Raw genomic sequence first — 21,522 nt, 5'->3', positions numbered from 1 at the left:
CTCACAAATACTTCTTGAAGCTCGCGGCCGTGATGCTCACGGACACACCGAGCAGGGCGGCGCAGGGGAGCAGTACCAGCATGGGACTGATGCTGATCGGGAGTGCCAAGTAGAAGGTCCAGGGGAAAATAGCCAACGGCATGATCGTTGCGCGGGCCTTGTGATAGAGGTAACTGGATTCGCGGCCAGCGCCGAATTTGCGCAGATCTCGGCGCACCAGGCCGTCGACCAGACCCGTCAGTGCCGCCATGGCGAACAGCGGTATGGTCATCAGCAGCACGACCAAGCGGACGCAAAACACCAGAACGGTGAAGAGAGCGGCAAGCACATAGTTCTGGACCGTTGTGACGCTTTGCGCGGCCCAGTAGCGCATGTCCATCTCGTTGCGGGGCCCGGCGTGGGCTATCGACTCCATACCCTGGACCCAGCTGAGCATCCCGGTCTTCACGATCAGCCAGTCATAAGCTTCGGTGACCAGCCATGTCGCAGTGCGTCCCGGCTCTTGGACGATGGCACTGTGGACCAAGCCTTTGGATAACCAGCTGACCTCGCTGACCAGCATTTGCTGACCGTGTCGCCATCCAGCTTCTGGCCAGAAGAAGTACAGGCATACCCAGTCGACCAAGATGGCGACGAGCAGCGAGCCGAACATCACTCCGAGAAAGTTGAACGGGAACCAGAAGATCTTGCTGAACAGCGATTCCTGTCGCTCCTGCTGCTGTTCGGCCTTCTTTGAAACGTCGTCTGCCATGGCCTACACCTCAAGCTGCGTCATCGGTGGCCACCTGACGGAAATCTTCAACCAGGTCTTCGGGTAACGCAGATTTCAGTTCCTGATAGCCCGGGGCTTCCCACCAGTCGCTTGAGGACGCCGCCGAACGTCGCATGCCTGCGGCCAGGTCCTGCAGATTGCCGGGCATGACCTCGTCGGGGTCGTTCGCGGGAAGCGGCATGCGGACCTTCCAGAGGTTTCCACCCTCAATGAGCGCGAAGGCCTGCCCCTTGGGAAGCCCGACCACGTGGGCGGGCTCAATCATCGGCACGCTCGCCAGTTGCACTTGGTCATGTGAGCTCGAGGTGAATGCTGTTTTCCCGTTGACCGAGTCGTTCGCACTGCTCGCCGGGGTGCTGTTGTAAATCTGCACCTTGGGCAGCTGGTTGGTCAGCAGCTCGGCGGTTGCGGTTTCACGGACGCGCAACATGAACAGGTTGTTGAAGTTACCGATCACCTGGCCGGCCTTGGCTTTCGAGCCAATCTTCGCCTCGATGTCGCTCATGGTCTGGGTGTAGGCGGTGACCTGCATGCCCGCGCCGCCGGCTTTGTTCACCATGGGGATGAACTCGTCCCCGATCAGTTCGTTGAACTCGTCAGCGTGGAGGTTGATGCGAACCTTGCCACCGGCCATATGGCCCGGCAGACCATCATCGATGCCATGCTTGTAAATGTGGCCGGCGACGGAGACCAGGTCGCTGAACATCGAGTTGCCCACCGCCGCAGCGACCTCAGTGTCGGACAGCGCATCGAGGCCGATGTATACGACCGCGCGTTTCCGAATCACTTGCATCCAGTCGAAAATCGGTCGCTGGTCAGCGAGATCCAGGTAGTCGGGCGCGAGTAGCTCAGCGATACGACCAGTGGTGAGTTTCTCCAGGAGCGGCAGCAGGGATGCGACGATCTTGTCGAAGTAGGTCTTGTCGTAGCGCACGGCACTTCGCAGGCCATCCATGACGGAGTCGTTGATGCGTTTCTGGGTCAAGTACATGTCGATCGCCACGACGCGCAGCGGACGGTCCTTCATGGCGAATGACAGGTTCTTCCGATCGATCTTGCCTTCAACTTCAACGATGGCTTGCCAGGCCTTCGGATCATGTTCTGCGAAGTACTTCTGGGCGTATTCGATGAATAGCTCGTCGATGTTGATGACGTGCCGGCGGATCTGTTCGTAGTCAGGACGGCGGCCGAGGGCGACCAACGACTGCGCGATGATGTTGACGAATCGCCAGGCGAACTCCCGGAACGCAGCAGAGTTGCCCTCGCCGGAGAGCTGGCCAGCGATACGGGTGGCGACCTCGCTGATCCGACCAAAGCGGCCGATGGCGTTGTAGCGCGCGGAAATGTCCGGCCAGCCCAGGTGGAACACATAAAACTCGTCGAGGCGTCCGGCGCGCTTGCATTCGATGTACATGCGCTTGAGCAGATCCGCATCACCTTTCGGGTCGAAGACGATCACAACCTCGTGGTCGGCCTGTGCGTCTGCACGCCGGCGCCGGCTCCAGCGATGGGAAGTTTGGCTCCGGCGCCCCATACGGACTCGCGGCCCGCGTCGATGCGTTCGGCGAATGTCCTGCGTGATGAAGACCTCAGCCAGGCGAGTCTTGCCTACCCGTGTGGTTCCCAGCACCAATGTGTGGCCCACGCGCTCACCGAGAGGCAGGCTAACGTTCTGCTCATCAGGCTCGATTCCATGCAGCCTGGGCAGGCCACCCACGGGTGGCAGCGGCCTGGCGGGGTTCCAGTTGGAGTCCCAGCCAGTGACCTTGGTGATGAGCTTCAGTGGAAAGGGGGCGAACTCCAGACGTTCTTCCAGCCAGCGCGCACGTATATAGAGGTTCGTCGGCTCGACGTAGGCCGCGAACTGGGGAAGGTAGGTGTCGGCCAGGCGTTGCGTGTGCTTCTGTGTCCACCGGAATCCACGACCGATGAACAGGCGCTCATTGCTGATCGGCATTTCAGCGCTGGTCATGGTGTAGTGGGGAAGCCGCCGTAAATTCGCCTGGTAGCGTAGGACCCTCCGCGCCTGCAGGAGCCGAATGGTGCCCAGGTAGATAAAGCCCAGGGCGGCGACAATCCCGAACAGCGGTGTCAGGGCAAAAGCCCAGGGTGCGCCAATGCAGAGTGCAGCCGCTACATAGCAGACGGCAGTGGTGAATAGTTCTACCGGGGGGCGGAGCAGAGATTCAAGGGTATATGTCGCCATCTCACGTCCTCGAGGTGTAGGTCAGGGCGTCGGCTTCAGCGCGTGCTGCCTCGACCTGGTCCGGAGTCAGCCGTTCGGCCAGGCGCTGGGCGAATGCGTGTTCGTTGAACTCGGAGATCCCGGTTAAGCGCGCACCGTAGAGCTCGCTCACGTGGCGGACCTGCTCGATCATTTGCTCGCGGCCGGGTCGGTGCAGGGGATGGCTGATGATCAGCGTGAACACCGGCGATACAGGTCGTGTTGGGCGCATACCGGGTCTCACTGCTGAAGGGTTGTGGCTGTGATCAGCACCGGGTAGTGCTGCAGCCCCAAGCGACCAGCAATATCGCTGGCAGGAACGGGCATCACTTGCAACCCGGGAGCCCAGCGGCGGATCTCTTGCAGTCGTGCCGCGTTGCCAACATTCACGGCGAGTCCCACTGCCTGCAGGCCTTGAAGTGCCGGCAGTTTCTGCTTGAGCCAGGCCTGCGACATTGGATCATCCCCGACGATGAACATCGGCTGCAGACCAGCTGCATTGATGACCCGTCCCTGTACTGGGCCCGGGCTCAGTTCTGGAGTCAACACCGGGAAAGCCCCTCCAGCCCTGACACCAGTCACAACTGGGGGAGCGTGCGCAGGCTCGGGCTCAATGTCCTGGTAGTAGAGCAATGCGGATGCTCCGCCGCGGTCCTCTACTACTGTGAGCACCGCTTGCTGGTCAGCATTGGTGGGTAGGGCCAGGCTGGTCACCATCGCGAAGGCTAGGGCTTGCAAGACGTGTGACCGCCAGGCGTGGGGATATGTCATGGGGTCCGTACCTCGAAATTGATGCCGGTGACCCGGCTGAGATGTTTCGCGAAGTAGCCTCGGTACTTTGCCGCCGGCGCGCCGCCGGCCGGGCGGTGATACCGCCCGGCAGCATCGATCCAGGTTCCGCCCTTGGCCTTTTGCTCAGCCAGGATCTGGGCGGTCACCGCCAAGTTCTTGTAGGGGTCCAGGCCTTCGCAGGGAAAGCTGTAGCGATGCCCGTTCGAGCGAATATTGGTTTGCCCCAGTCCCACGTCGACTCGAGCGGGCCCAGCGGTCGCAATTGCGACCAACAGCGCTCGGCAAGCATCTGCGCGGGTGGCGAAGCGATAGCCGGTGCCCGCGACATTCAACGTCCACGGCCAGGGCACAAGCTGACCCCGAAGGCGGGTGCCGCTCTCCTGCAGCGCCACTGAATAGAGCACGACCGGTGGAACCCCGTGCCTGATGGCGATCGCCTTGTAAGCTGGTGGCGGATCTTCCACGCCCCACGCATTGCCGGCGAACAGTAGCACCGGCAGCAGGCAGAGCTGCCACCAACTCATTGACGGCGCCATGATCCGTTCACCTGCGTCACGGCCGCTGGCAGCGAGCCGCCGAGACCGAGGCGAATCCAACGGCCCTGGTCATGATTGAGTGTGATCAGTCGGCTTTTAACACTGGACGGGTCAACACCCGCGAGGATTGCCCAGCGGCGAATTCGTTCATCGTCGTTCTGGCTGCCGACGAAATAGAGGTCAAACGGTGTCTGGGACGCCTGCAGGCGTTTGACCTGGTCGATGCAGGGCAGGCAGTCGTCTTTGACGAAGAGTGCCATTCGCCCGTTACCTTCCAGAGCTGGGCCGCTCCCGGACCCGGCCCGGGTCGAAGGGGAGGCCGAAATCTCAATGGCATTGATGCCCGGGAACAGACGCTGGTACGCCTCATCGTAGGCTCGCTGGTAGGCGAGCTCCCTGTCGACTCGTTGACGCTCTGCCTGAACCTGGAGCTCGGCAAACCGGCGCCGCTCACTATCCGATCGAGCTTCGATTCCGAGTGCAGTGAGCGGGTCAAGCCCCGGCGAATACACCCCCCGAGGCCCTTGCATCACTTCTTGATATCGCTCGTATTCCTTGGAGGTCAGGCCCCACTCCTGCGCTGCTTTATCATGAAGCTTGTCCTGCGACAGGATGCTTTCGCTGGTGAGCTGTTGAACACTGGGGGCGCCTCCTCCTACAGCGGAAGGAAGCGGCGCGGCCTCAATGCCCGCAGCAGTAAATGCGCAGGCGCAGGCGATGGCTCGAACGATTGGTAGATTCATGATGCTTTTCTCATGGCTGGATGCTCAGGGTTCGGGTTGTGCCGCCGGCGTCGAAGGTTGCAGTTCGTTCATCTACAGCCTTGAGTCGCCAGGTGCTGCCACTGACCACTTCGCCTGGCCGAAGCAGGTAGATCTGGCTCAGTCGCGTGCTACCGGTGGGGGCAACAGATAGAAAGCGCTCGCCGCCCCGGTATTCGAGACCGACCATCTGAAATGGTGGAGGCTCTTGCGGGATGGGCGTGGCTTTAACCGGTGCGGGCTTCGCCTTCGGTTTGGAAGTGGAGGCTTTAGGAGCTGGTGCAGTTGCCTGGGCCTGTGGCCTGCTCATTTTCTGCACTTTGCCGTCAAGTGACTCAAGGTCGGCTTTCAGTACCAGGAGATCGCCCGCAGTCGCGGATGAGCGAGTGGCTTCAACTGCAGCTTCGTGGGCCTGCTTTGCCGTGGCTTGCACAGCATCGATCCGGCTCGAGAGTGTTTGCTGGCTAACACGGAAGTCTTCCATCGTGACCAGGGGTTTGCCTGACACAGTGTCGAGACGATCGTCGATCGCGCTCACCCTGCTCTGGAGTGCGTCGATGGAAATTTTCTCTGCTGCTCCGTTCACAGCGCGAGACAGGGTCGACAGCTGGTATTGCTGGAACGCGATGATGCCGCCCAGGATGAGCAGTCCTGCGGCGATGGGCAGATATTTTCGGATCGGCAGTTTCATGGGTGTCCTCTCGAAGCCGAGTACACCCTCGCGCATCCATGATGCTGTTTCAGCAGAAAATACTTAGCCCGACCGTGTGGAATTTATTGATCGATGCCAAAGGGCCCGCCATCTGCTGGCGAGCGCCGCGACTGCAAACCCACCTTTGCAGCCCAGGTCGCTCAGGACGAGCGTGCTGGACAAACGGTTTTCTCGGCTGACGGCCAGTGAACGATTGCCACGAATGTTTAGAACCAGCCATCTGGGGGTTACACTGGATTCACTTTCCAGCAGGCAAAAAAAAACCGCCTTTAGGGAAGGCGGTTTTTGTGCAATCCAGATTAGGGGGCTGAATTGCGAGTCCTCACAGGGACCATCAACGTGCGTTCAGTTTACGTTCGTAAATTACGATTTGCAAATGGTGGTGGTCCGATTGGGATTGCGTTTTGGCATGCGACGAACGTACCGACCGTTTTCGGTGGCCTGAAAACCGATCCGCTTTTCGGCTTGGCTGAAAGCTGACTGCTTCCGCCCATGATCGCACAATGCCAGATTTGCAGCTATTATGGCGCTGCCTGCACTCACGTTGCCCGAAGCAGGTGGCCAGTTACGCAACAGTTTCATCCCCCAGACGCGGCGTAGGAACCCGCGCCAGATGACCATCCGGGGGTTCTCAACCGGCCACCTCACAGGGACCATCAACGGTAACTCGAAGGCGCTATGTGTTCTGGAAAAAGCGCTGGAGGTTCGGCCTTACCTACTTAGGAGGCCGAAATGTCTAAATTTGGACGTTTGTGGGACCTCGTTTGGAATGGTTACAGAGCTTTCAAGCTGTACGAGTTCCTGCGGGACCATTATGAAGACTGGTTCTAATTAATGGGGAAGCCCCGTTCTGGTTCGCCAGGGCGGGGCTTTTTGCATTAAGACAGAGCATGGCCAATGCCTGGCGCGCCACCCTCATCTGCAGTAAACCCGCCATAGCTGATCTAACCGGGTCGTAAACGACTGACTCAGCAGTTCCCGACGCATACCCCACTCAGGGCTTCTTGGAACGTTGGCAGATCTCAGTGTGCCTTTGCCGTACCGCTGGTTTATGCCATCCATTACCGACATCAGGCGATCGCAGGCAACTGGTTGCGTTGCCGCGAAGAGATCGTCAGTGAACTCACCCGGTTGCCGTAGCAAGGAGATATCGCGGTAATGCCCAAGCCCAGCCCTCGCTCTCCGCCGAAGTAGAGGGATAAGCCTTAGCCCGTTATAAGACTTGATAATCAATTGTGGCTGAAATAGGCTTAGGACCGGGCCACTTGCTGCCTGCCCCCTCCGCCGAATTGGCATGGTGAAAGCAAGGTTTTACCCCCTAAGGATGGTCTGAAGTAGTTGTGTATTTCTGGCTGACTTCAGCCCCTGCCGATTTTAAAAGCGGCAAATCGATCAAAAACGCTCAGATCACCCGCTTATTTCTGTGTTTTTAGCCGCCGCGAGCACCTCGCGGCAGCCATTTTCCACATTACAGGCGCACCTCTCCTGCATTCGCCAGTAAATGTCGGCGCGCCATCCACAGGTTCGACAGCGCGAACAGCGTCATCAGTTGCGCCGTGTTCTTCGCCAGACCACGGAAGCGCACCTTCACATAACCGAACTGGCGCTTGATCACCCGGAACGGATGCTCGACCTTGGCTCGTACCTGAGCCTTGGCCTTCTCAATCTTGCGCTTGGCTTTGTACAAAGCACTGCGCTTATCAAGCTTCTTGTAAGTACTACGGCGGGCGGCGATCTGCCAGATGACCCCCCGGCCTTCATGTTCAGGGCGTTTCTCGACGCCGGTGTAACCCGCGTCGGCACCGACCATGTTCTCATCGCCGTGCAGCAGCTTATCGACCTGGGTGACATCGGCCACGTTGGCCGCCGTGCCCACCACGCTGTGCACCAAGCCCGACTCATCATCGACACCGATGTGCGCCTTCATGCCGAAGTGGTGAGTCGGCCGCGGGAACTGCCCCCGCAGCCGCTCGCAGAACCGTACGTGACACTCTCGCGTCATACGGCTCCCGTTATCCAACCTTGCTGCCCGGTCACTCGCCAGTGATGAAACAGCCGGGGTACCACAGTCCGCATCTTGTCCAGCCATTGGCTAATGCGCCGCTTGCGCCTATGAAGAGCCTTGTATTTTCGTCGGGCCCAGCGTTCAAGCGCGCGGTCAATGTGCTGGAAGATGCCAAGCATGGCTGTCCGATAGAACGAGCCATAGTATTGCGACCACCCCTGTATCACTGGATTGTAGAGCCGAGCCACGTCGACCAGCGTCACGTGGGTTTGGCGATTGAGTCGCCACCTGCGTACCGCTTGCCGCATCCGCTTTAAGGCATCCGCACTCGCTCCCGGAAGGAAGCTCGTGAAGAGCTGGTCTTGTTTGCTGAGCGCCTTCCTCGGCCTAAAGGTGAAGCCGAGGAAGGTAAAGCTCACATGCGGATAACCTGCGCGACGGTTACTGTCCTTGCAGTACACGACCTTCGATTTCTCGGGGTGCATCGTCAAGCCACAGGCAGCCAGCCGTGAAGCAATGGAGCGCATCACGTACTCCGCTTGCTTTCGACTGCGGCAGTGCACCACCGCATCATCGGCGTAGCGGGCAAACGGGCAGTTGGGGCTGGTACGTTGCATCCAGGTGTCGAAGGCATAGTGCATGAACAGATTCATCAGGAGGGGACTGATCACTCCACCTTGCGGGGTGCCGCGTTCGCGTCGGACGCGCATACCGTGATCCGTTTCGAACGGCGCAACCAGCCACCGCTCGATGTACAGAAGTATCCAGTCCTCCTTGATGTGCAGGCGCACCGCCTTCATCAGCAACCCATGATTGATCTGATCGAAGGCTGCCTTGATATCAAACTCCACCACCCAGTCGTATCGCCAGCAGCGCTCACGCGTGATCGCCACCGCCTGCTTCGCTGATCGTCCCGGCCGGTACCCATAGGAGTCCGAGTGGAAGATCGAGTCCAGCTCCGGCTCGATGAGAAGCTTGACCACGGTTTGCGCGACACGATCACCAACCGTGGGCACTCCCAGCTTGCGCGTGCCTCCCGATGCCTTGGGAATTTCTACTTGCTTGACCGGAGGCGGGAAGTACGACCCCGACGACATCCGATTCCACAGCTTGTAGAGATTCTTAGACAGATCCCGCTCGAAATCGGCGATGGTTTCATCGTCGATGCCGGCAGCACCGCGGTTGGCCCTGACCTGCTGGTAGGCGTCCCATACCGTGCGTTTCGCTATGTCATAAGGTTTCGCCGAGCTCACGCCACTCATCCCCGGAGGTTGGCAACGCTCGTCGGCCGGATAACGCCGCCCCTTCGCTCCACCTCCATTACAGAGGCTTCATCGCTACTACGGGAGGCTCCGCCCCTCGTTCCAGCATCGGTATTCTTCCTCATGGTGTTGGCCATTTGTCATTTTCCTTCGCATCTGGAACAAGGTTCTCACGTTCCGTACCAAAGCCTGTATGAAGATCATGCCGCCTATACACCGGCTGCCATCGGGTCCGTAAGCAGGTAACGCCCCGACTTGTCCTGAAGCCAGTACTCCACCTCAGTTTCGGCAGCACCTTGGGCATAACGATGCGTCATCGGACGGTTTGCTTTCGCTCATCTTCTCCATACTCACCTGCCATCCTCAGGGATGACTTTTCCTCGGTCGCTCACCACCACACCTTTTGGATGCAGCAGCACCGGGTGGTTTGAAGTCCGCTCCTGCAAGCCGACTTCAGAAGGCCTACTTCCATCTTCGGCACAGCAGCACAGGTCATCTGACCTGTGTTCGTGACACACAGTACTGGTTACCCTTCTTGGTCTGATGCATTTCCGGGTCGCGCTTACCGTCCTTGTTCTTGGTCGAACTCGGCGCATTGATCAGCGTGGCATCGACGATCGTGCCTTGGCGCAGCGACAGCCCTCGGTCGCCCAGATAGCCATTGATGACAGCCAAGATGCCGGCGGCTAGTTCGTGCTTCTCCAGCAAACGACGGAAGTTGAGGATGGTGGTTTCATCGGGGATACGCTCCAAGCTCAGCCCCGCGAACTGGCGCAGGATGGTGGTCTCGTACAGCGCCTCTTCCATCGCTGGATCGCTGTAACCGAACCAGTTTTGCATCAGGTGCACGCGCAGCATCGCCATCAGCGGATAGGCCGGACGACCGCCTTCACCCTTGGGATAATGCGGCTCGATCAAGGCAATCAAACCCTTCCACGGCACCACCCGATCCATCTCGATCAGGAACAACTCTTTGCGGGTTTGTTTGCGCTTACCGGCGTACTCGGCGTCGGCGAAGGTCATCTGCTTCATCGGGAAACTCGGTGGGTGGAATCCGGGTATTTTGCCAAAATCTGGAAGTCTTCTTCAGAGTTTCCCTAGCATTAAGCTGGGCGCGACAACAGACGTCTAGTTGGGCGGCACCTGAAGGTTTCGACCAGCCACATAACGGCCTAGGTCAATCGACGGGCAAGAATAGAATGTCTCCTATAGTCCGCTAGTGTGCGCTCTCTTGCTTGGATGGCATTACGTTCTGGCCCAACGTTACTGTAGCGAATCCGCAGCAGTATCAATCAAAGCCTCCTGTATCCCGCGTGAAGAAAGACGCTACGTTGCGCCCGTTCTTCCACGGCTTCGCTTGCCGCCCCGCTACGGCAGATTCGAAGTATTCATCGAAATGTCATCCTTTAGAAGCAGTGCGGTAACAAGGAATTTCTACCCTTTGCATCGCGAACCGCAATTGTGCGGCCAGCAATATTGCGAAAGGTGATCAAATGACGCCCCATCCGATACAGGACGCCGTGCTGCGGGTCGACCGGTTGAGCGTCGTCTATCCAGGCGGCGTGACAGCCCTACGCGATACCTCGATTGCATTTCGGCGTGGTGAGTTCACCGTGCTGCTTGGTCTCTCGGGCGCAGGCAAGTCGACCTTGCTCCGTAGTCTCAATCGACTCGTCACGCCCACTGGCGGCAGTGTCACCAGCGAACTCGGTGAACTCGGCAGCGGCTCGGCCTTGCGTCAGCATCGTCGGCGTACCGCCATGATCTTTCAGCACCACCAGCTAATCGAACGTCAAAGCGCACTGGCTAATGTGCTTACCGGTCGGCTGGCCTTTCACAACACGCTCCGCTCGCTGTTTCCTCTGCCGCGTGCCGATCAGGAGATTGCGCTCAGTTGCCTCGCTCGGGTCGGTCTGGCAGACAAGGCGCTAAGCCGGGTGGACAAACTGTCCGGTGGCCAGCAGCAGCGGGTAGGCATCGCGCGTGCGCTAGCGCAACAGCCGGCGATCATTCTGGCCGATGAGCCGGTAGCCAGTCTCGACCCGGCCACTTCGGTCCGTGTTCTCGGATTGCTGCGCGACATCTGCAAGGAAGACGGCATCACCGCCATCGTTTCGCTGCATCAACTCGAATATGCCCGCCGCTTCGCCGATCGCGTCGTCGGGCTGGCCGATTCTCAGATCGTTTTCGATGCCGCGCCCTCGGAACTCACCGATGCGCAGCTTGAGCGCATCTATGCAGGCCGCTCTACGACTCAGCCAGCGAATGCTCCGGCTGAACCACCTGTCATGCTCGAACCTTCACTGGAGATGTCCCGATGAAACGCTTATCCGCGCTCTTATTGACTTGCTTGCTGTCCGCTGTTTCAAGTTTGTCCGCCCTAGCGGCCGATGCCGATCCGGATGTGCTAAAGGTTGCCCTGCTGCCGGACGAAAACGCCTCCGAGCTGATCAAGCGTAACCAGCCGCTGAAGGATTATCTGGAAGAGCATCTGGACAAGAAGGTGCAGCTGATCGTAACCACCGACTATTCCTCGATGATTGAGGCGATGCGCTTTGGCCGTATCGACCTGGCGTATTTCGGTCCGCTGTCCTACGTCATGGCCAAAAGCAAAAGCGACATCGAGCCCTTCGCTGCCATGGTCATCGACGGCAAGCCGACCTATCGCTCGGTGATTATCGCCAATGTGGCGTCAGGCGTGAATGAGTATGCCGACCTTAAGGGCAAGAAGATGGCCTATGGTGACCGGGCATCGACGTCCAGCCATTTGATTCCCAAAGCCGTGCTTCTTGAGACGGCCGGTTTGACGGGTGGGCAGGACTACGAACAACATTTTGTGGGCACGCATGACGCCGTTGCCGTCAACGTGGCGAACGGCAACGCCGATGCGGGTGGGCTGTCGGAGGTAATTTTCAATCACGCAGTCGAACGTGGCCTAATCGATCCGAGCAAGGTGAAAGTACTTGGTTACAGCGGCGAATACCCCCAGTACCCCTGGGCGATGCGCTCGAACCTGAGCCCCGAGCTGAAAACCAAGGTGCGGGATGTATTCGTCGGTATCGACGATCCCGAAGTGCTGCGCAACTTCAAGGCCGAGGCCTTCGCGCCAATCACCGACGCCGACTACGATGTGATCCGCAACATGGGATCGCTGCTCGGCCTCGACTTCGCCACGATGTGAGCACCGATATGTCTACTCATTACGACGTGCAGGCGCTGCCTGCAGAGCAACGCGAGCACATCCTTCGAGGCTTCGGCCTCGGTTGGTGGCGCCAGCTGGGGCAGGTGGCGATTGTATTCGGAGTGGTGCTGTTGGCCTGCTGGTACGTGGGGCTGCTCGATGCCACCACGCTGCTGAACGGGCTGCCCTCCATCGCGACCCTGGCAGGCGAGGCCATGCCGCCAGACTTTTCGGGCTATCGAAGCTGGATTCGCCCCTTGATCGACACCTTGGCGATGAGCATCGCCGGTACGGCCATCGCAGTGGTGTTCTCGCTGGTGGTGGCCTTCGTTGCAGCGCGCAATACGGCGCCGCACCCCCTTGTGTTCGGTGTTGCCCGGGTGCTGCTCAATGCCCTGCGGTCGGTGCCGGAGCTGATCATGGGCATCATCTTCGTTGCAGCCGTAGGGTTCGGCGCCTTGCCGGGCGTGCTTGCCCTGGGTCTGCATTCGGTCGGCATGGTCGGCAAGTTCTTCGCCGAGGCCATCGAGCACGTCGACGAAGCGCCGGTGGAAGCCGCTCGGGCGGCGGGGGCTACGCCGATGCAAGTGCTGCTGCACGCGGTTTTGCCACAGGTGACGCCGCAGTTCGCCGACGTGGCGATCTACCGCTGGGAATACAACTTTCGCGCCTCCACCGTGATGGGCATGGTTGGCGCCGGCGGTATCGGCTTCGAACTCATGGGCTCGCTGCGCATCATGCAGTACCAGGAGGTTGCAGCAATCCTGCTGGTCATCCTGGCCATGGTCACGCTAGTAGACGCCTTCAGTGGCGTGCTGCGCAAACGTTTCAAATAGGACAAACCATGCTGCCGAAACTCGTTATAACTCACCGAGTACACGATGAGATCCTGCAACTGCTGGCGCCACATTGCGAGCTGATGACCAACCAGACCGACAGCACGCTGCCGCGCGAGGAAATTCTGCGCCGCTGCCGCGATGCTCAGGCGATGATGGCGTTCATGCCCGATCGGGTCGATGCAGACTTTCTTCAAGCCTGCCCTGAGCTGCGTGTAGTCGGCTGCGCGCTCAAGGGCTTCGACAATTTCGATGTGGACGCCTGTACTGCCCGCGGGGTCTGGCTGACCTTCGTGCCTGATCTGTTGACGGTCCCGACTGCCGAGCTGGCGATCGGACTGGCGGTGGGGCTGGGGCGGCATCTGCGGGCAGCAGATGCGTTCGTCCGCTCTGGCAAGTTCCAGGGCTGGCAACCACAGTTCTACGGCACGGGGCTGGATAACGCTACGGTCGGCATCCTTGGCATGGGCGCCATCGGACTGGCCATGGCTGATCGCTTGCAGGGATGGGGCGCGACCCTGCAGTACCACGAGGCGAAGGCTCTGGATACACAAACCGAGCAACGGCTCGGCCTGCGCCGGGTGGCGTGCAGCGAACTCTTCGCCAGCTCGGACTTCATCCTGCTGGCGCTTCCCTTGAATGCCGATACCCAGCATCTGGTCAACGCCGAGCTGCTTGCCCTCGTACGGCCGGGCGCTCTGCTTGTAAACCCCTGTCGTGGTTCGGTAGTGGATGAAGCCGCCGTGCTCGCGGCGCTTGAGCGAGGCCAGCTCGGCGGGTATGCGGCGGATGTATTCGAAATGGAAGACTGGGCTCGCGCGGACCGGCCGCGGCTGATCGATCCTGCGCTGCTCGCGCATCCGAATACGCTGTTCACTCCGCACATAGGGTCGGCAGTGCGCGCGGTGCGCCTGGAGATTGAACGTTGTGCAGCGCAGAACATCATCCAGGCATTGGCAGGTGCGCGCCCAATCAACGCTGCGAACCGTCTGCCCAAGGCCGAGCCTGCCGCATGTTGAATCCGGTCTGGCTGAAGAGCCTGGTAGCGATCGTTCAAACAGGCAGTTTTCAGAGCGCGGCGAGGGCGTTGGGGCTGGCCCAGCCGACGGTGTCGCAGCACTTGCAGAAGCTTGAAGAGCAGGTCGGCGTAACGCTGGTGCAGCGCAGTCGTAGCGGCTGCCAGCCTACCACACGGGCGCTGGCCTTCATGCCGCATGCGACCGCCTTGCTCGACATGCACGCCCGGGCGCTAGAAGCCCTGCATGGCAATCGTGAGCGCGTCGGGGCCAGCTCCAACATCGGCACCTACCTTCTCCAGCCATTCGTGCGCAACTATCTGACGACCGCAAATGAGAGGGGCGAGGTGGATCTGCGCATCGCCGCCAACCCGGATGTGGCCGACCAGCTACTGGCGGGCCAGCTCGACGCCGCGATCATGGAATGGTGGCTACCTCACCCCGACTTCGAACACCGCCTCTGGCGGGTCGAGCCGCTGGTGCTTATCGTCAGCCCCGACCATGCGCTGGCTGAAGCAGGGTGCATAGAACGTGATCGTCTGGTGGACCTGCCGATGCTGGGAGGTGAACCGGGTAGCGGTACCGGACGGCTTCTGACCGAATACTTTGGCGAACTGGGCGTGCCTCGCAGCGGTATGCAGCTAGGCAGCACCGAGGCAGTCAAACAAGCAGTGAGGGCGGGACTCGGCGTGTCGTTGGTGATGGCTTCCGCAGTACAAGACGAAGTTCGCAGTGGCGCGCTGGTAGCTCTTCCCATCCCGGGGCTTGAAAAGCGTCTCCAACTGATCTGGCGCAAACCTCCCGGAAATCTGCACCCGCCGGGATTTGTGCGGCACTTATTGGAGGAGGCAGATCTAGCTGGATAAGGTGATGGATGGTTGCGATCCAGCGCTTGGCTTGTCAGCCTAGGGAAACTCTGAAAAAGACTTTCTGATTTGGCAAAATACCGCGACCCCACCCACCGAGTTTCCCGATGAAGCAGATGACCTTCGCCGACGCCGAGTACGCTGGCAAGCGCAAGCAAACCCGCAAGGAGTTGTTCCTGATCGAGATGGATCGGGTGGTGCCGTGGAAGGGCTTGATTGCTTTGATCGAGCCACATTATCCGAAAGGTGAAGGTGGCCGTCCGGCCTACCCGTTGATGGCGATGCTGCGTGTGCATCTGCTGCAGAACTGGTTCGGCTACAGCGATCCAGCGATGGAGGAAGCGCTGTACGAAACCACGATCCTGCGCCAGTTTGCCGGGCTGAACCTGGAGCGCATCCCCGACGAAACCACCATTCTCAACTTCCGCCGCTTGCTGGAGAAACACGAGCTGGCGGCCGGCATCCTCGCTGTCATCAATGGCTATCTGGGCGACCGCGGCCTGTCGCTGCGCCAGGGCACCATCGTCGATGCAACGCTGATCAATGCGCCCAGTTCGACCAAGAACAAGGACGGCAAGCGCGACCCGGAAATGCACCAGACCAAGAAGGGAAACCAGTATTATTTTGGCATGAAGGCCCACATCGGCGCCGATGACGAATCGGGTCTGGTGCACAGCGTAGTGGGCACGGCGGCCAATGTGGCGGATGTCACCCAGGTGGACAAATTGCTGCATGGCGACGAAAACGTGGTCTGCGCCGATGCAGGCTACACCGGTGTCGAAAAGCGGCCCGAGCATGAAGGACGTGAAGTTATCTGGCAGGTGGCGGCACGCCGCAGCACCTACAAAAAACTCGATAAGCGCAGCGTGCTGTACAAAGCCAAGCGCAAGATTGAAAAGGCCAAGGCTCAGGTGCGCGCCAAGGTCGAGCATCCGTTCCGGGTAATCAAGCGCCAGTTCGGTTACACCAAGGTGCGCTTTCGCGGCTTGGCCAAAAACACGGCGCAACTGGTGACACTGTTCGCTCTGTCGAACCTGTGGATGGCGCGCCGACATTTACTGACGAATGCAGGAGAGGTGCGCCTGTAATGCGGGAAATGGCCACCGGAGTGGGGTCCGGGTGGCGAAAACGTAAGAAATACTCGTCGAATTGATTGTTTTTTGATCATTTGGCGAGTTTAAAAGTTGCGCTAGGTGGTATGCCGGGGAAATACATGGCTACTTCAGACCATCCCTAATGGTGATTCTCACCGGCAGGTCGCAAAGGAGGGTCCGACACGCGATGCGAGCCGGTATATTGAGAACACATCATGACCAAGATTGAAGCGCTGAAGTCACAGGCCAAGCGCCTGCGCACCCACCTAGCAGCAAATAACGTTCCTCTCAGCCATAGCCAGGTTCTCGAAGCGGTTGCTGTCATGCATGGACATCGAGATTGGAACACGGCTTCAGCGGCCGAAAAAGAACATTCCGCGCTCCTGAAAGATCCCCAACATCTTAATTTGTCATTAGAAGCCATTTTGAATGGAGGCATGCAGCCTGGTGCAGACCTTGGGCCAGCCGAAGTGCAGAGGGAAGGCACTTACAGGCGCGGCTACCATCACTGTGCTGCTGTGATCATGCATGCGATGCGAGGGCCCGCGCCGATTACGGCTGCCATGTTGAAGGGCTGGATCGAGGGGGCGGGTAAGGAGTGGAGACATGATAAGCCTCTGGACCGTATGATCATCGCGCCCGCCTTTGTGGCTGCGAACGCAGAAGATTAGATGCTATCTAAGTGTTTTGAAGCGGAAGTAAAGGCATGCGTGGCCTCTAATTAGCGGGGGCTGAGTGTTCTTCCTCATACTAAAACCTTCACCAATTATTATAAGGGTCTTTCATGGCAAGCTTCACAGAAGGTAACAAATATCAGTTCGCGCTCCCAGATGGACAGGTCATTGTCCTTCTCTTTAAAGGTTTTGAGGGATATATGGAGCCTGTATGGATTGATCCGGCGTCCGGTCAGAAGGTCCAGCTGCCACCATTTAGCAGCTACAAGAAGGTTTGAGGGAACTAGATTAAAAGAGGCCACCTGAAGGTGGCCTTAAGTTATGCAGCAATCAGTTGTCGTGCGAGAGCCATCTCTACCGAATCTCCATCTTGGTTTAACGAGTCGAGTCCGGATTCCGGCACATCGCCCGAAGTGCTCTGGGCCACTGCGATCTTCTTGGCCATCAACTGCAGGCAGGTGATCTGCGAGCTGCCGGCGTAGCCGAAGAACACTACGCGGACCGGGTGTTTCTGCCCGATCCTCCACGACCGCCGCGCGGCCTGCTGTAGGGTGTACACGTTGTACCCGGTCTGCAGGAACGCGATGGTTGGGAAGTCCAGCAGGTCCAGCCCGGTCTTAACCAGCTCCGGGTTGGTGAGCAGCACGTCGACACCACGGTCAACCTGGTCGAGGATCCAGTCCTCGCGCCGAGCCGTTTCAACCGTGGCCCGCAGTACCGCAACGCGAAGGCCTGCCTGCTCGAGGACCTTCTTCAGCCTGGACGTGGTGTCGCGCGTCCCGCTGTAGACGGTATATGCAAGGACCTTGCGGCCTTTCGCTTTCTCCTCGAGGCAAAGGTTCAGCAGCGCCTGCTCCTTGGGCATCAGTTCATGGTCGCCGAAGAGCGCCGGCACAAAGGCCAGCGTGTCTCGAGTGCGCGGATGTTTGACCATCTCCGATCGGAAGCAGCAGTCCGGCCAGGCCAGTAGCACGTTGAGCACCACTCCCAGAAGAGTGGTGTCTCTCCGGGCCAGGGCCTGGCGGAGCTCAGCGGTCAACGTGGCCGCCAAGCGCTGGTAGGCCGAGGCCTGCTCCGGCGCCATGGGCACGTCGATGAACTCCTCCTGGTAGCTGGGCAGCACGTTGCCACCGATATCCTTGAGCTTCAGGAACACGGTGAATGGCAGCACGAACCGGTGGATGCCTTTAGGGCCGAAGCCTGGGGCCTTCACGGTGCGTACCGACAGCTTCTTGCCCTTGGCAGTCTTGTGCGAATCGCCATCGCGCTCGGTGTAGATGTCCTTGAGGACTCCGTGATCGCGCATGAACGACATGGCTGCAGGAGCCATACTGCCGCGTGCGTTGGGTCGGTAGCCGTCCTCGATCATGCGCTGGGTGAGAATGCGGAACAGGAGGTAGAACAGGTCGTCGGCGTAGCCGCCCATCAAGGTCCCGGTGAGAAGCACGGTTTTACGCGCCTTCGCGGCCAACACCCCCATGGCCTGGCCCTGGGCCGAACCGCTGTTCTTGTATTCATGCCCTTCGTCGACAACCAGCAGGTCGAAGAAACCATCGGGTAGGTAGCGCTTGATGAACTCTGTCGGCTGGTATCCGCCTTCGCCGAATCCAAACTCGATGTTGGCCATCGCCCGCTCCATGCGCTTGGCCTGACGGTCGCTGAAGACGAAGTTGCCTTTCGCGTCCATCAAGTTGATGAACTCTGAGACGTTGTCGACCAGCATCGAGGCCAGGAAGTCCTCGCCGAAGTCGTTCAGCAGCCGTTCCGCCCGGACCGGGCCGATCGTTGGTATCCGGCACATCGACTTCAGGATTGTCGAGCGTCGGTCCCCACCATCAGCTTTGCCTGGGCGCATAAGCGTCCAGAGGGCAGCGTTGCAGGCACTGCAGTTGCGACGGCGATCACCGCGCTCGAACTCTTCCACGGTGACCAGGTTGCCTTCCAGGTCCTCGAGGACCTGGCCGCAATCTGGACATGCCGCCAGCCGCTGGCCACCTGCAGTGCGCCGCTTCCAGCAGGCGAGTCGCCAGTGGAAACCCATCCGCATCCTGACGCGGCCGAGGATGAAGAACTCCGGCCGGCCGTCATAGGTTTGCCCCGCCTGGTCACGCAGCTTAAGCAGTTTGACCAACGTGTCCGGGCCGTTGAGCACCCAGACGCGGGCGCCTGGTGTGGTCTCCAGGATCTCGCGCCGCCACTTGTAGACAAGGTGGGGTGGTGAGATGACGAGGGTTCGACGGTAGCCTGCCGCGTGGAGCACGGCAGCGACTGCGATGGCCATCATCGTCTTCCCGGTACCCATCTCGGCGTTGATGATCGCAGCTTGCTCGTTGCGATCGAGCAGAAGCGCCGTGATGGCTTGGACAACCTCAGCTTGCGCCACGAATGGCGTGCGCTTGAGACTTGCCATCACGGCCTGGCGCTGTTCGTTAATGCTGCCGGTATAAACCGGAGGGTTGGAGCGGTTGAGCGACTCCAGGAGCTCGTCGCCGAACTCGTCGATGAAATCGGTCAGGTTGATGTTCAGTGGTGAGTTGGCCGAGGCGGCTACTTGGGTCAGTGCGTTCATGTGCATCTCCTGCAGGGAAAGCAGGGCATGCACAAACCCCGACGGGTATGGGCATACCCTGTGGGTCGGTGTGGGGTTGTCGCCGTTGCGGCGCTGGTCAGTAGTCGCTGGGAAGCAGCAGGGTGGTGGAGCTGCGGTCGGCTTCGGTGATGATCCAGAGCCTGGACTCGTCGCCGGCGTCGATGTCGTAGCCTGAGAACAAACGGTCTCCGTGGGTAAGCGCAAGCTGATTGGAGGCTCGATCGTCATCGCATAGCTCACCCCAGTCGCCAGCAAGATGGCGTTTCAGCGAAGGGGTAGGGTTGAGCTGCCCGGTTTCGACCAGATGGCTGACAGCGGCGGTCATCATGATCTGCCCCGGGTTGAACAGCGGCGTTGCAACTGACTCAACAGTTGCAGGCGCCTCGTCGTTGCTCGCCGGTGAGGAACTGATGATCAGCACCTGGCCGTGGTTCACCGAGGAAGGTGTCATTTCCCAAGCGCGGATGATCGGAATGAACCGGTCGGTGAGGATCCTGACTTCTGAGACGTTGCCTTTCTCGTCCTCGGTGAATTCGGTCTTGCGCACCTTGTCCTTGTAGGTATCACCCTTCACGACCAAGATCCGCCCCGACTTCGAACGCACAACACCGGAGATTGCGCCGGCGGCCAGTGCTAGTGCGAGGTGCCAGCGGGAAAGCTCGCGGACAGGAGCTCGGGGTTGGAGGCCGGCTTGCCCGAAGTGAAGGTTGAAGTCGGGCCAGAGACCTCGCAACCGCAGAACCTCGGCGGCGAATTGCTCGGGCTCCAGGGTAATGCGGTAGAAGTGCTCCAGCTCGCTGGCAACTGACGGGACGAGGTACGGCTCCCATGGCCAGATGGCCGGGATCTCCTCGGCCTGTTCCTGCCCGGCGCCGATCGCCTGCAGGCGAGACCTTACCTGGTTGGTGCTGGCCCGAGCCAGGTCTTGCCGGCGCACGCGGATGCCGAAGATCACCACCTGTTTGAAGGTGGGGTCTGCAGCACCGTATATGCGTAGATCGGCGAAGTGGTTGCTCAGCCATCCAGTCAACTCGTCGTCCAACACGTAGTGAGGAACGATGAGCACCATCACGCCCCCGTACTGCAGAAGCGGGAGGCAGCGTTGATAAAAGGCCTTCTCTAGGCGCCGGCGGCCGCTGCCTTGGTACTGGGATGCACCGGAGTGATCCGCGACCAGGTCGCCGTAGGGTGGGTTGAGCCAGAGCAAGCCGAACGACTGGCGGCTGATCAGGGTGTCGAAGAGGTCGCTGTGCAGCACCCGATCGAGCAGGCCACGCGCGTGATCCGCGCGTTCGCGATCGTACTCGACGGCGAACGCTTGGACCTGGTCGCGGCCCAGGAAGTGAGCCGCTTCAGCAAGGGCAACACCCTCGCCGGCACAAGGGTCGCAGATCCTCATCCTGCCCGAAGTGGCGGGAGTGAGTGCCTGCAGCGTGCGTTCAAGAGTGATTTCATCGGTGGGGTAGTAGCCGTTGCGGGCAAAGTTGCGCGCCAGGCGCGGAAACATGAGGGCCATAGGGCGTCCTTTGAGTTGGTGGATGAGCTCAGGCAGACGCCTGAATTTCAGTGGTGAGTACGCCCTGGCGAATCAGCTCTCCGAGAGCAGGCTCGAGTACCTCGAGCTTCATGGCGAGTCGCCAGGCGCAGACATTGCCGATCGCTCCAGGGAGACCGATCAGCATCTGGTGCTGGATGAGGACTTCCATCACGGGCTCGCGCCAGTGGGGGAGAAGGGGAAGCGGGCAGGTCTCGATCACCAGCGGCCAGAGCCGTTGGTGTGGGGCTTCATTGCGCTCTAGGAGGGCGAAGGCGAAGTGATTGGCCTGGTCGGGCACCGAGGCGCGTCGATCAAACAGCCAAAGGTGCAACATGCTGCCAAATAGGGTGCCGCGGAATTGCCGTGTGGTGCGCTTTTCCAGCAGGTCGTGATTAGGAAAGACGGGAATACTCCGCCCGTCGACGAGAATGTGAAACTGCTCAAGGCCATTCTCTTCCCGGCCAAGTGTGAGCCTGGCCAGAAACTCCTGCAGTGCGGTGTCACGACCCCAGGCCGACATGAACACCAGGTTGCGCTGTTCGTCGCACACACAGGCGTCGACGTACAGGTCCGGGCATTCCTCGATCTGGAACAAGGGGGATGGGTGCATGATGGCCTCCATTGTGGAGGCGTCCGTCCCAGAGGGCGGAAACGCCCCCCGGGG

18 protein-coding genes and 3 pseudogenes are annotated in these 21,522 nt (G+C 59.9%); 7 read left to right on the top strand and 14 right to left on the bottom strand.

The window, feature by feature from the left end:
- Position 1: 1 nt before the first annotated feature.
- The 11 genes and pseudogenes from AACG97_RS21215 to AACG97_RS21165 form a co-directional block, all read right to left on the bottom strand.
- The gene (locus AACG97_RS21215; RefSeq protein ID WP_023660742.1) at positions 2-751 is read right to left on the bottom strand and encodes a TIGR03747 family integrating conjugative element membrane protein; all 750 of its coding nucleotides are present in this window, start codon (positions 749-751) and stop codon (positions 2-4) included.
- A gap of 10 nt (positions 752-761) precedes the next feature.
- Positions 762-2,978 (bottom strand): type IV conjugative transfer system coupling protein TraD, encoded by a 2,217-nt coding sequence (traD, locus tag AACG97_RS21210; protein ID WP_023660741.1) that lies wholly within the window; start codon positions 2,976-2,978, stop codon positions 762-764.
- A gap of 1 nt (position 2,979) precedes the next feature.
- Positions 2,980-3,228 carry a hypothetical protein gene (locus AACG97_RS21205; protein ID WP_060500124.1) on the bottom strand — a complete coding sequence of 83 codons (249 nt, stop codon included), beginning with the start codon at positions 3,226-3,228 and terminating at the stop codon, positions 2,980-2,982.
- Between the two features lie 8 nt (positions 3,229-3,236).
- Entirely contained in the window at positions 3,237-3,713 is a 477-nt protein-coding gene (locus AACG97_RS21200; RefSeq protein ID WP_031324279.1) for an integrating conjugative element protein, read from the bottom strand.
- A 50-nt stretch (positions 3,714-3,763) separates the two neighbouring features.
- Positions 3,764-4,324, bottom strand: a complete 561-nt coding sequence (locus AACG97_RS21195; RefSeq protein ID WP_031324278.1) for a lytic transglycosylase — start codon at positions 4,322-4,324, stop codon at positions 3,764-3,766.
- Positions 4,309-5,067, bottom strand: a complete 759-nt coding sequence (locus tag AACG97_RS21190) for a TIGR03759 family integrating conjugative element protein (RefSeq protein WP_055985437.1) — start codon at positions 5,065-5,067, stop codon at positions 4,309-4,311. Before AACG97_RS21190 ends, AACG97_RS21195 begins: the two co-directional genes overlap by 16 nt.
- A gap of 10 nt (positions 5,068-5,077) precedes the next feature.
- The gene (locus AACG97_RS21185; RefSeq protein ID WP_031324277.1) at positions 5,078-5,776 is read right to left on the bottom strand and encodes a hypothetical protein; all 699 of its coding nucleotides are present in this window, start codon (positions 5,774-5,776) and stop codon (positions 5,078-5,080) included.
- 936 nt (positions 5,777-6,712) lie between these two features.
- Positions 6,713-6,937, bottom strand: a pseudogene (locus AACG97_RS21180) (DUF4113 domain-containing protein); the annotation flags it as partial.
- A gap of 328 nt (positions 6,938-7,265) precedes the next feature.
- Positions 7,266-7,736 (bottom strand): annotated as a pseudogene (locus tag AACG97_RS21175) (IS5 family transposase); the annotation flags it as partial.
- A gap of 59 nt (positions 7,737-7,795) precedes the next feature.
- A complete protein-coding gene (gene ltrA, locus AACG97_RS21170) occupies positions 7,796-9,064 on the bottom strand; it encodes a group II intron reverse transcriptase/maturase (RefSeq protein WP_010466266.1) in 1,269 nt (422 codons plus the stop codon).
- Between the two features lie 519 nt (positions 9,065-9,583).
- Positions 9,584-10,096: pseudogene (locus AACG97_RS21165) on the bottom strand (IS5-like element ISPre1 family transposase); the annotation flags it as partial.
- 461 nt (positions 10,097-10,557) lie between these two features.
- Here AACG97_RS21165 and phnC point away from each other — a divergent pair.
- The 7 genes from phnC (at position 10,558) to AACG97_RS21130 (ending at position 16,728) form a co-directional block, all read left to right on the top strand.
- Positions 10,558-11,385, top strand: a complete 828-nt coding sequence (gene phnC, locus AACG97_RS21160) for a phosphonate ABC transporter ATP-binding protein (RefSeq protein WP_003118432.1) — start codon at positions 10,558-10,560, stop codon at positions 11,383-11,385.
- The gene (gene phnD, locus AACG97_RS21155) at positions 11,382-12,245 is read left to right on the top strand and encodes a phosphate/phosphite/phosphonate ABC transporter substrate-binding protein (RefSeq protein ID WP_010562501.1); all 864 of its coding nucleotides are present in this window, start codon (positions 11,382-11,384) and stop codon (positions 12,243-12,245) included. The genes phnC and phnD overlap by 4 nt, the downstream gene beginning before the upstream one ends.
- Before the next feature lie 8 nt (positions 12,246-12,253).
- Positions 12,254-13,081 (top strand): phosphonate ABC transporter, permease protein PhnE, encoded by an 828-nt coding sequence (phnE, locus tag AACG97_RS21150; protein WP_010466252.1) that lies wholly within the window; start codon positions 12,254-12,256, stop codon positions 13,079-13,081.
- An 8-nt stretch (positions 13,082-13,089) separates the two neighbouring features.
- A complete protein-coding gene (gene ptxD, locus AACG97_RS21145; RefSeq protein WP_003127732.1) occupies positions 13,090-14,100 on the top strand; it encodes a phosphonate dehydrogenase PtxD in 1,011 nt (336 codons plus the stop codon).
- Positions 14,094-14,963, top strand: coding sequence for a LysR family transcriptional regulator (locus AACG97_RS21140; RefSeq protein ID WP_010466239.1), 870 nt, complete (start codon positions 14,094-14,096; stop codon positions 14,961-14,963). The genes ptxD and AACG97_RS21140 overlap by 7 nt, the downstream gene beginning before the upstream one ends.
- 107 nt (positions 14,964-15,070) lie before the next feature.
- On the top strand, positions 15,071-16,051 hold the full coding sequence (locus AACG97_RS21135; RefSeq protein WP_010466230.1) for an IS5-like element IS1384 family transposase: 981 nt from the start codon (positions 15,071-15,073) through the stop codon (positions 16,049-16,051).
- 221 nt (positions 16,052-16,272) lie between these two features.
- Positions 16,273-16,728, top strand: a complete 456-nt coding sequence (locus AACG97_RS21130; RefSeq protein ID WP_023660738.1) for a glyoxalase superfamily protein — start codon at positions 16,273-16,275, stop codon at positions 16,726-16,728.
- A gap of 322 nt (positions 16,729-17,050) precedes the next feature.
- On the opposite strand, the gene AACG97_RS21125 is transcribed toward AACG97_RS21130, so the two are convergent.
- The 3 genes from AACG97_RS21125 to AACG97_RS21115 all read right to left on the bottom strand — a co-directional run bounded on the left by AACG97_RS21125 (position 17,051) and on the right by AACG97_RS21115 (position 21,468).
- Positions 17,051-19,300: a DEAD/DEAH box helicase gene (locus AACG97_RS21125; RefSeq protein ID WP_103463318.1), complete on the bottom strand. Its 2,250-nt coding sequence runs from the start codon at positions 19,298-19,300 to the stop codon at positions 17,051-17,053.
- Positions 19,301-19,397: 97 nt separating this feature from the next.
- Positions 19,398-20,837: a DUF6094 domain-containing protein gene (locus AACG97_RS21120; RefSeq protein ID WP_103463317.1), complete on the bottom strand. Its 1,440-nt coding sequence runs from the start codon at positions 20,835-20,837 to the stop codon at positions 19,398-19,400.
- A gap of 28 nt (positions 20,838-20,865) precedes the next feature.
- Complete coding sequence (locus tag AACG97_RS21115; protein WP_269805902.1) at positions 20,866-21,468, bottom strand: hypothetical protein; 603 nt, start codon at positions 21,466-21,468, stop codon at positions 20,866-20,868.
- Between the last annotated feature and the right edge of the window lie 54 nt (positions 21,469-21,522).

The sequence above is a fragment of the Pseudomonas sp. Nvir genome (genome assembly GCF_963778085.1).
Taxonomy (GTDB): domain Bacteria; phylum Pseudomonadota; class Gammaproteobacteria; order Pseudomonadales; family Pseudomonadaceae; genus Aquipseudomonas; species Aquipseudomonas juntendi.
The sequence above is the reverse complement of the archived record's forward strand: the minus strand, read 5'-3'. Positions and strand labels throughout refer to the sequence as shown.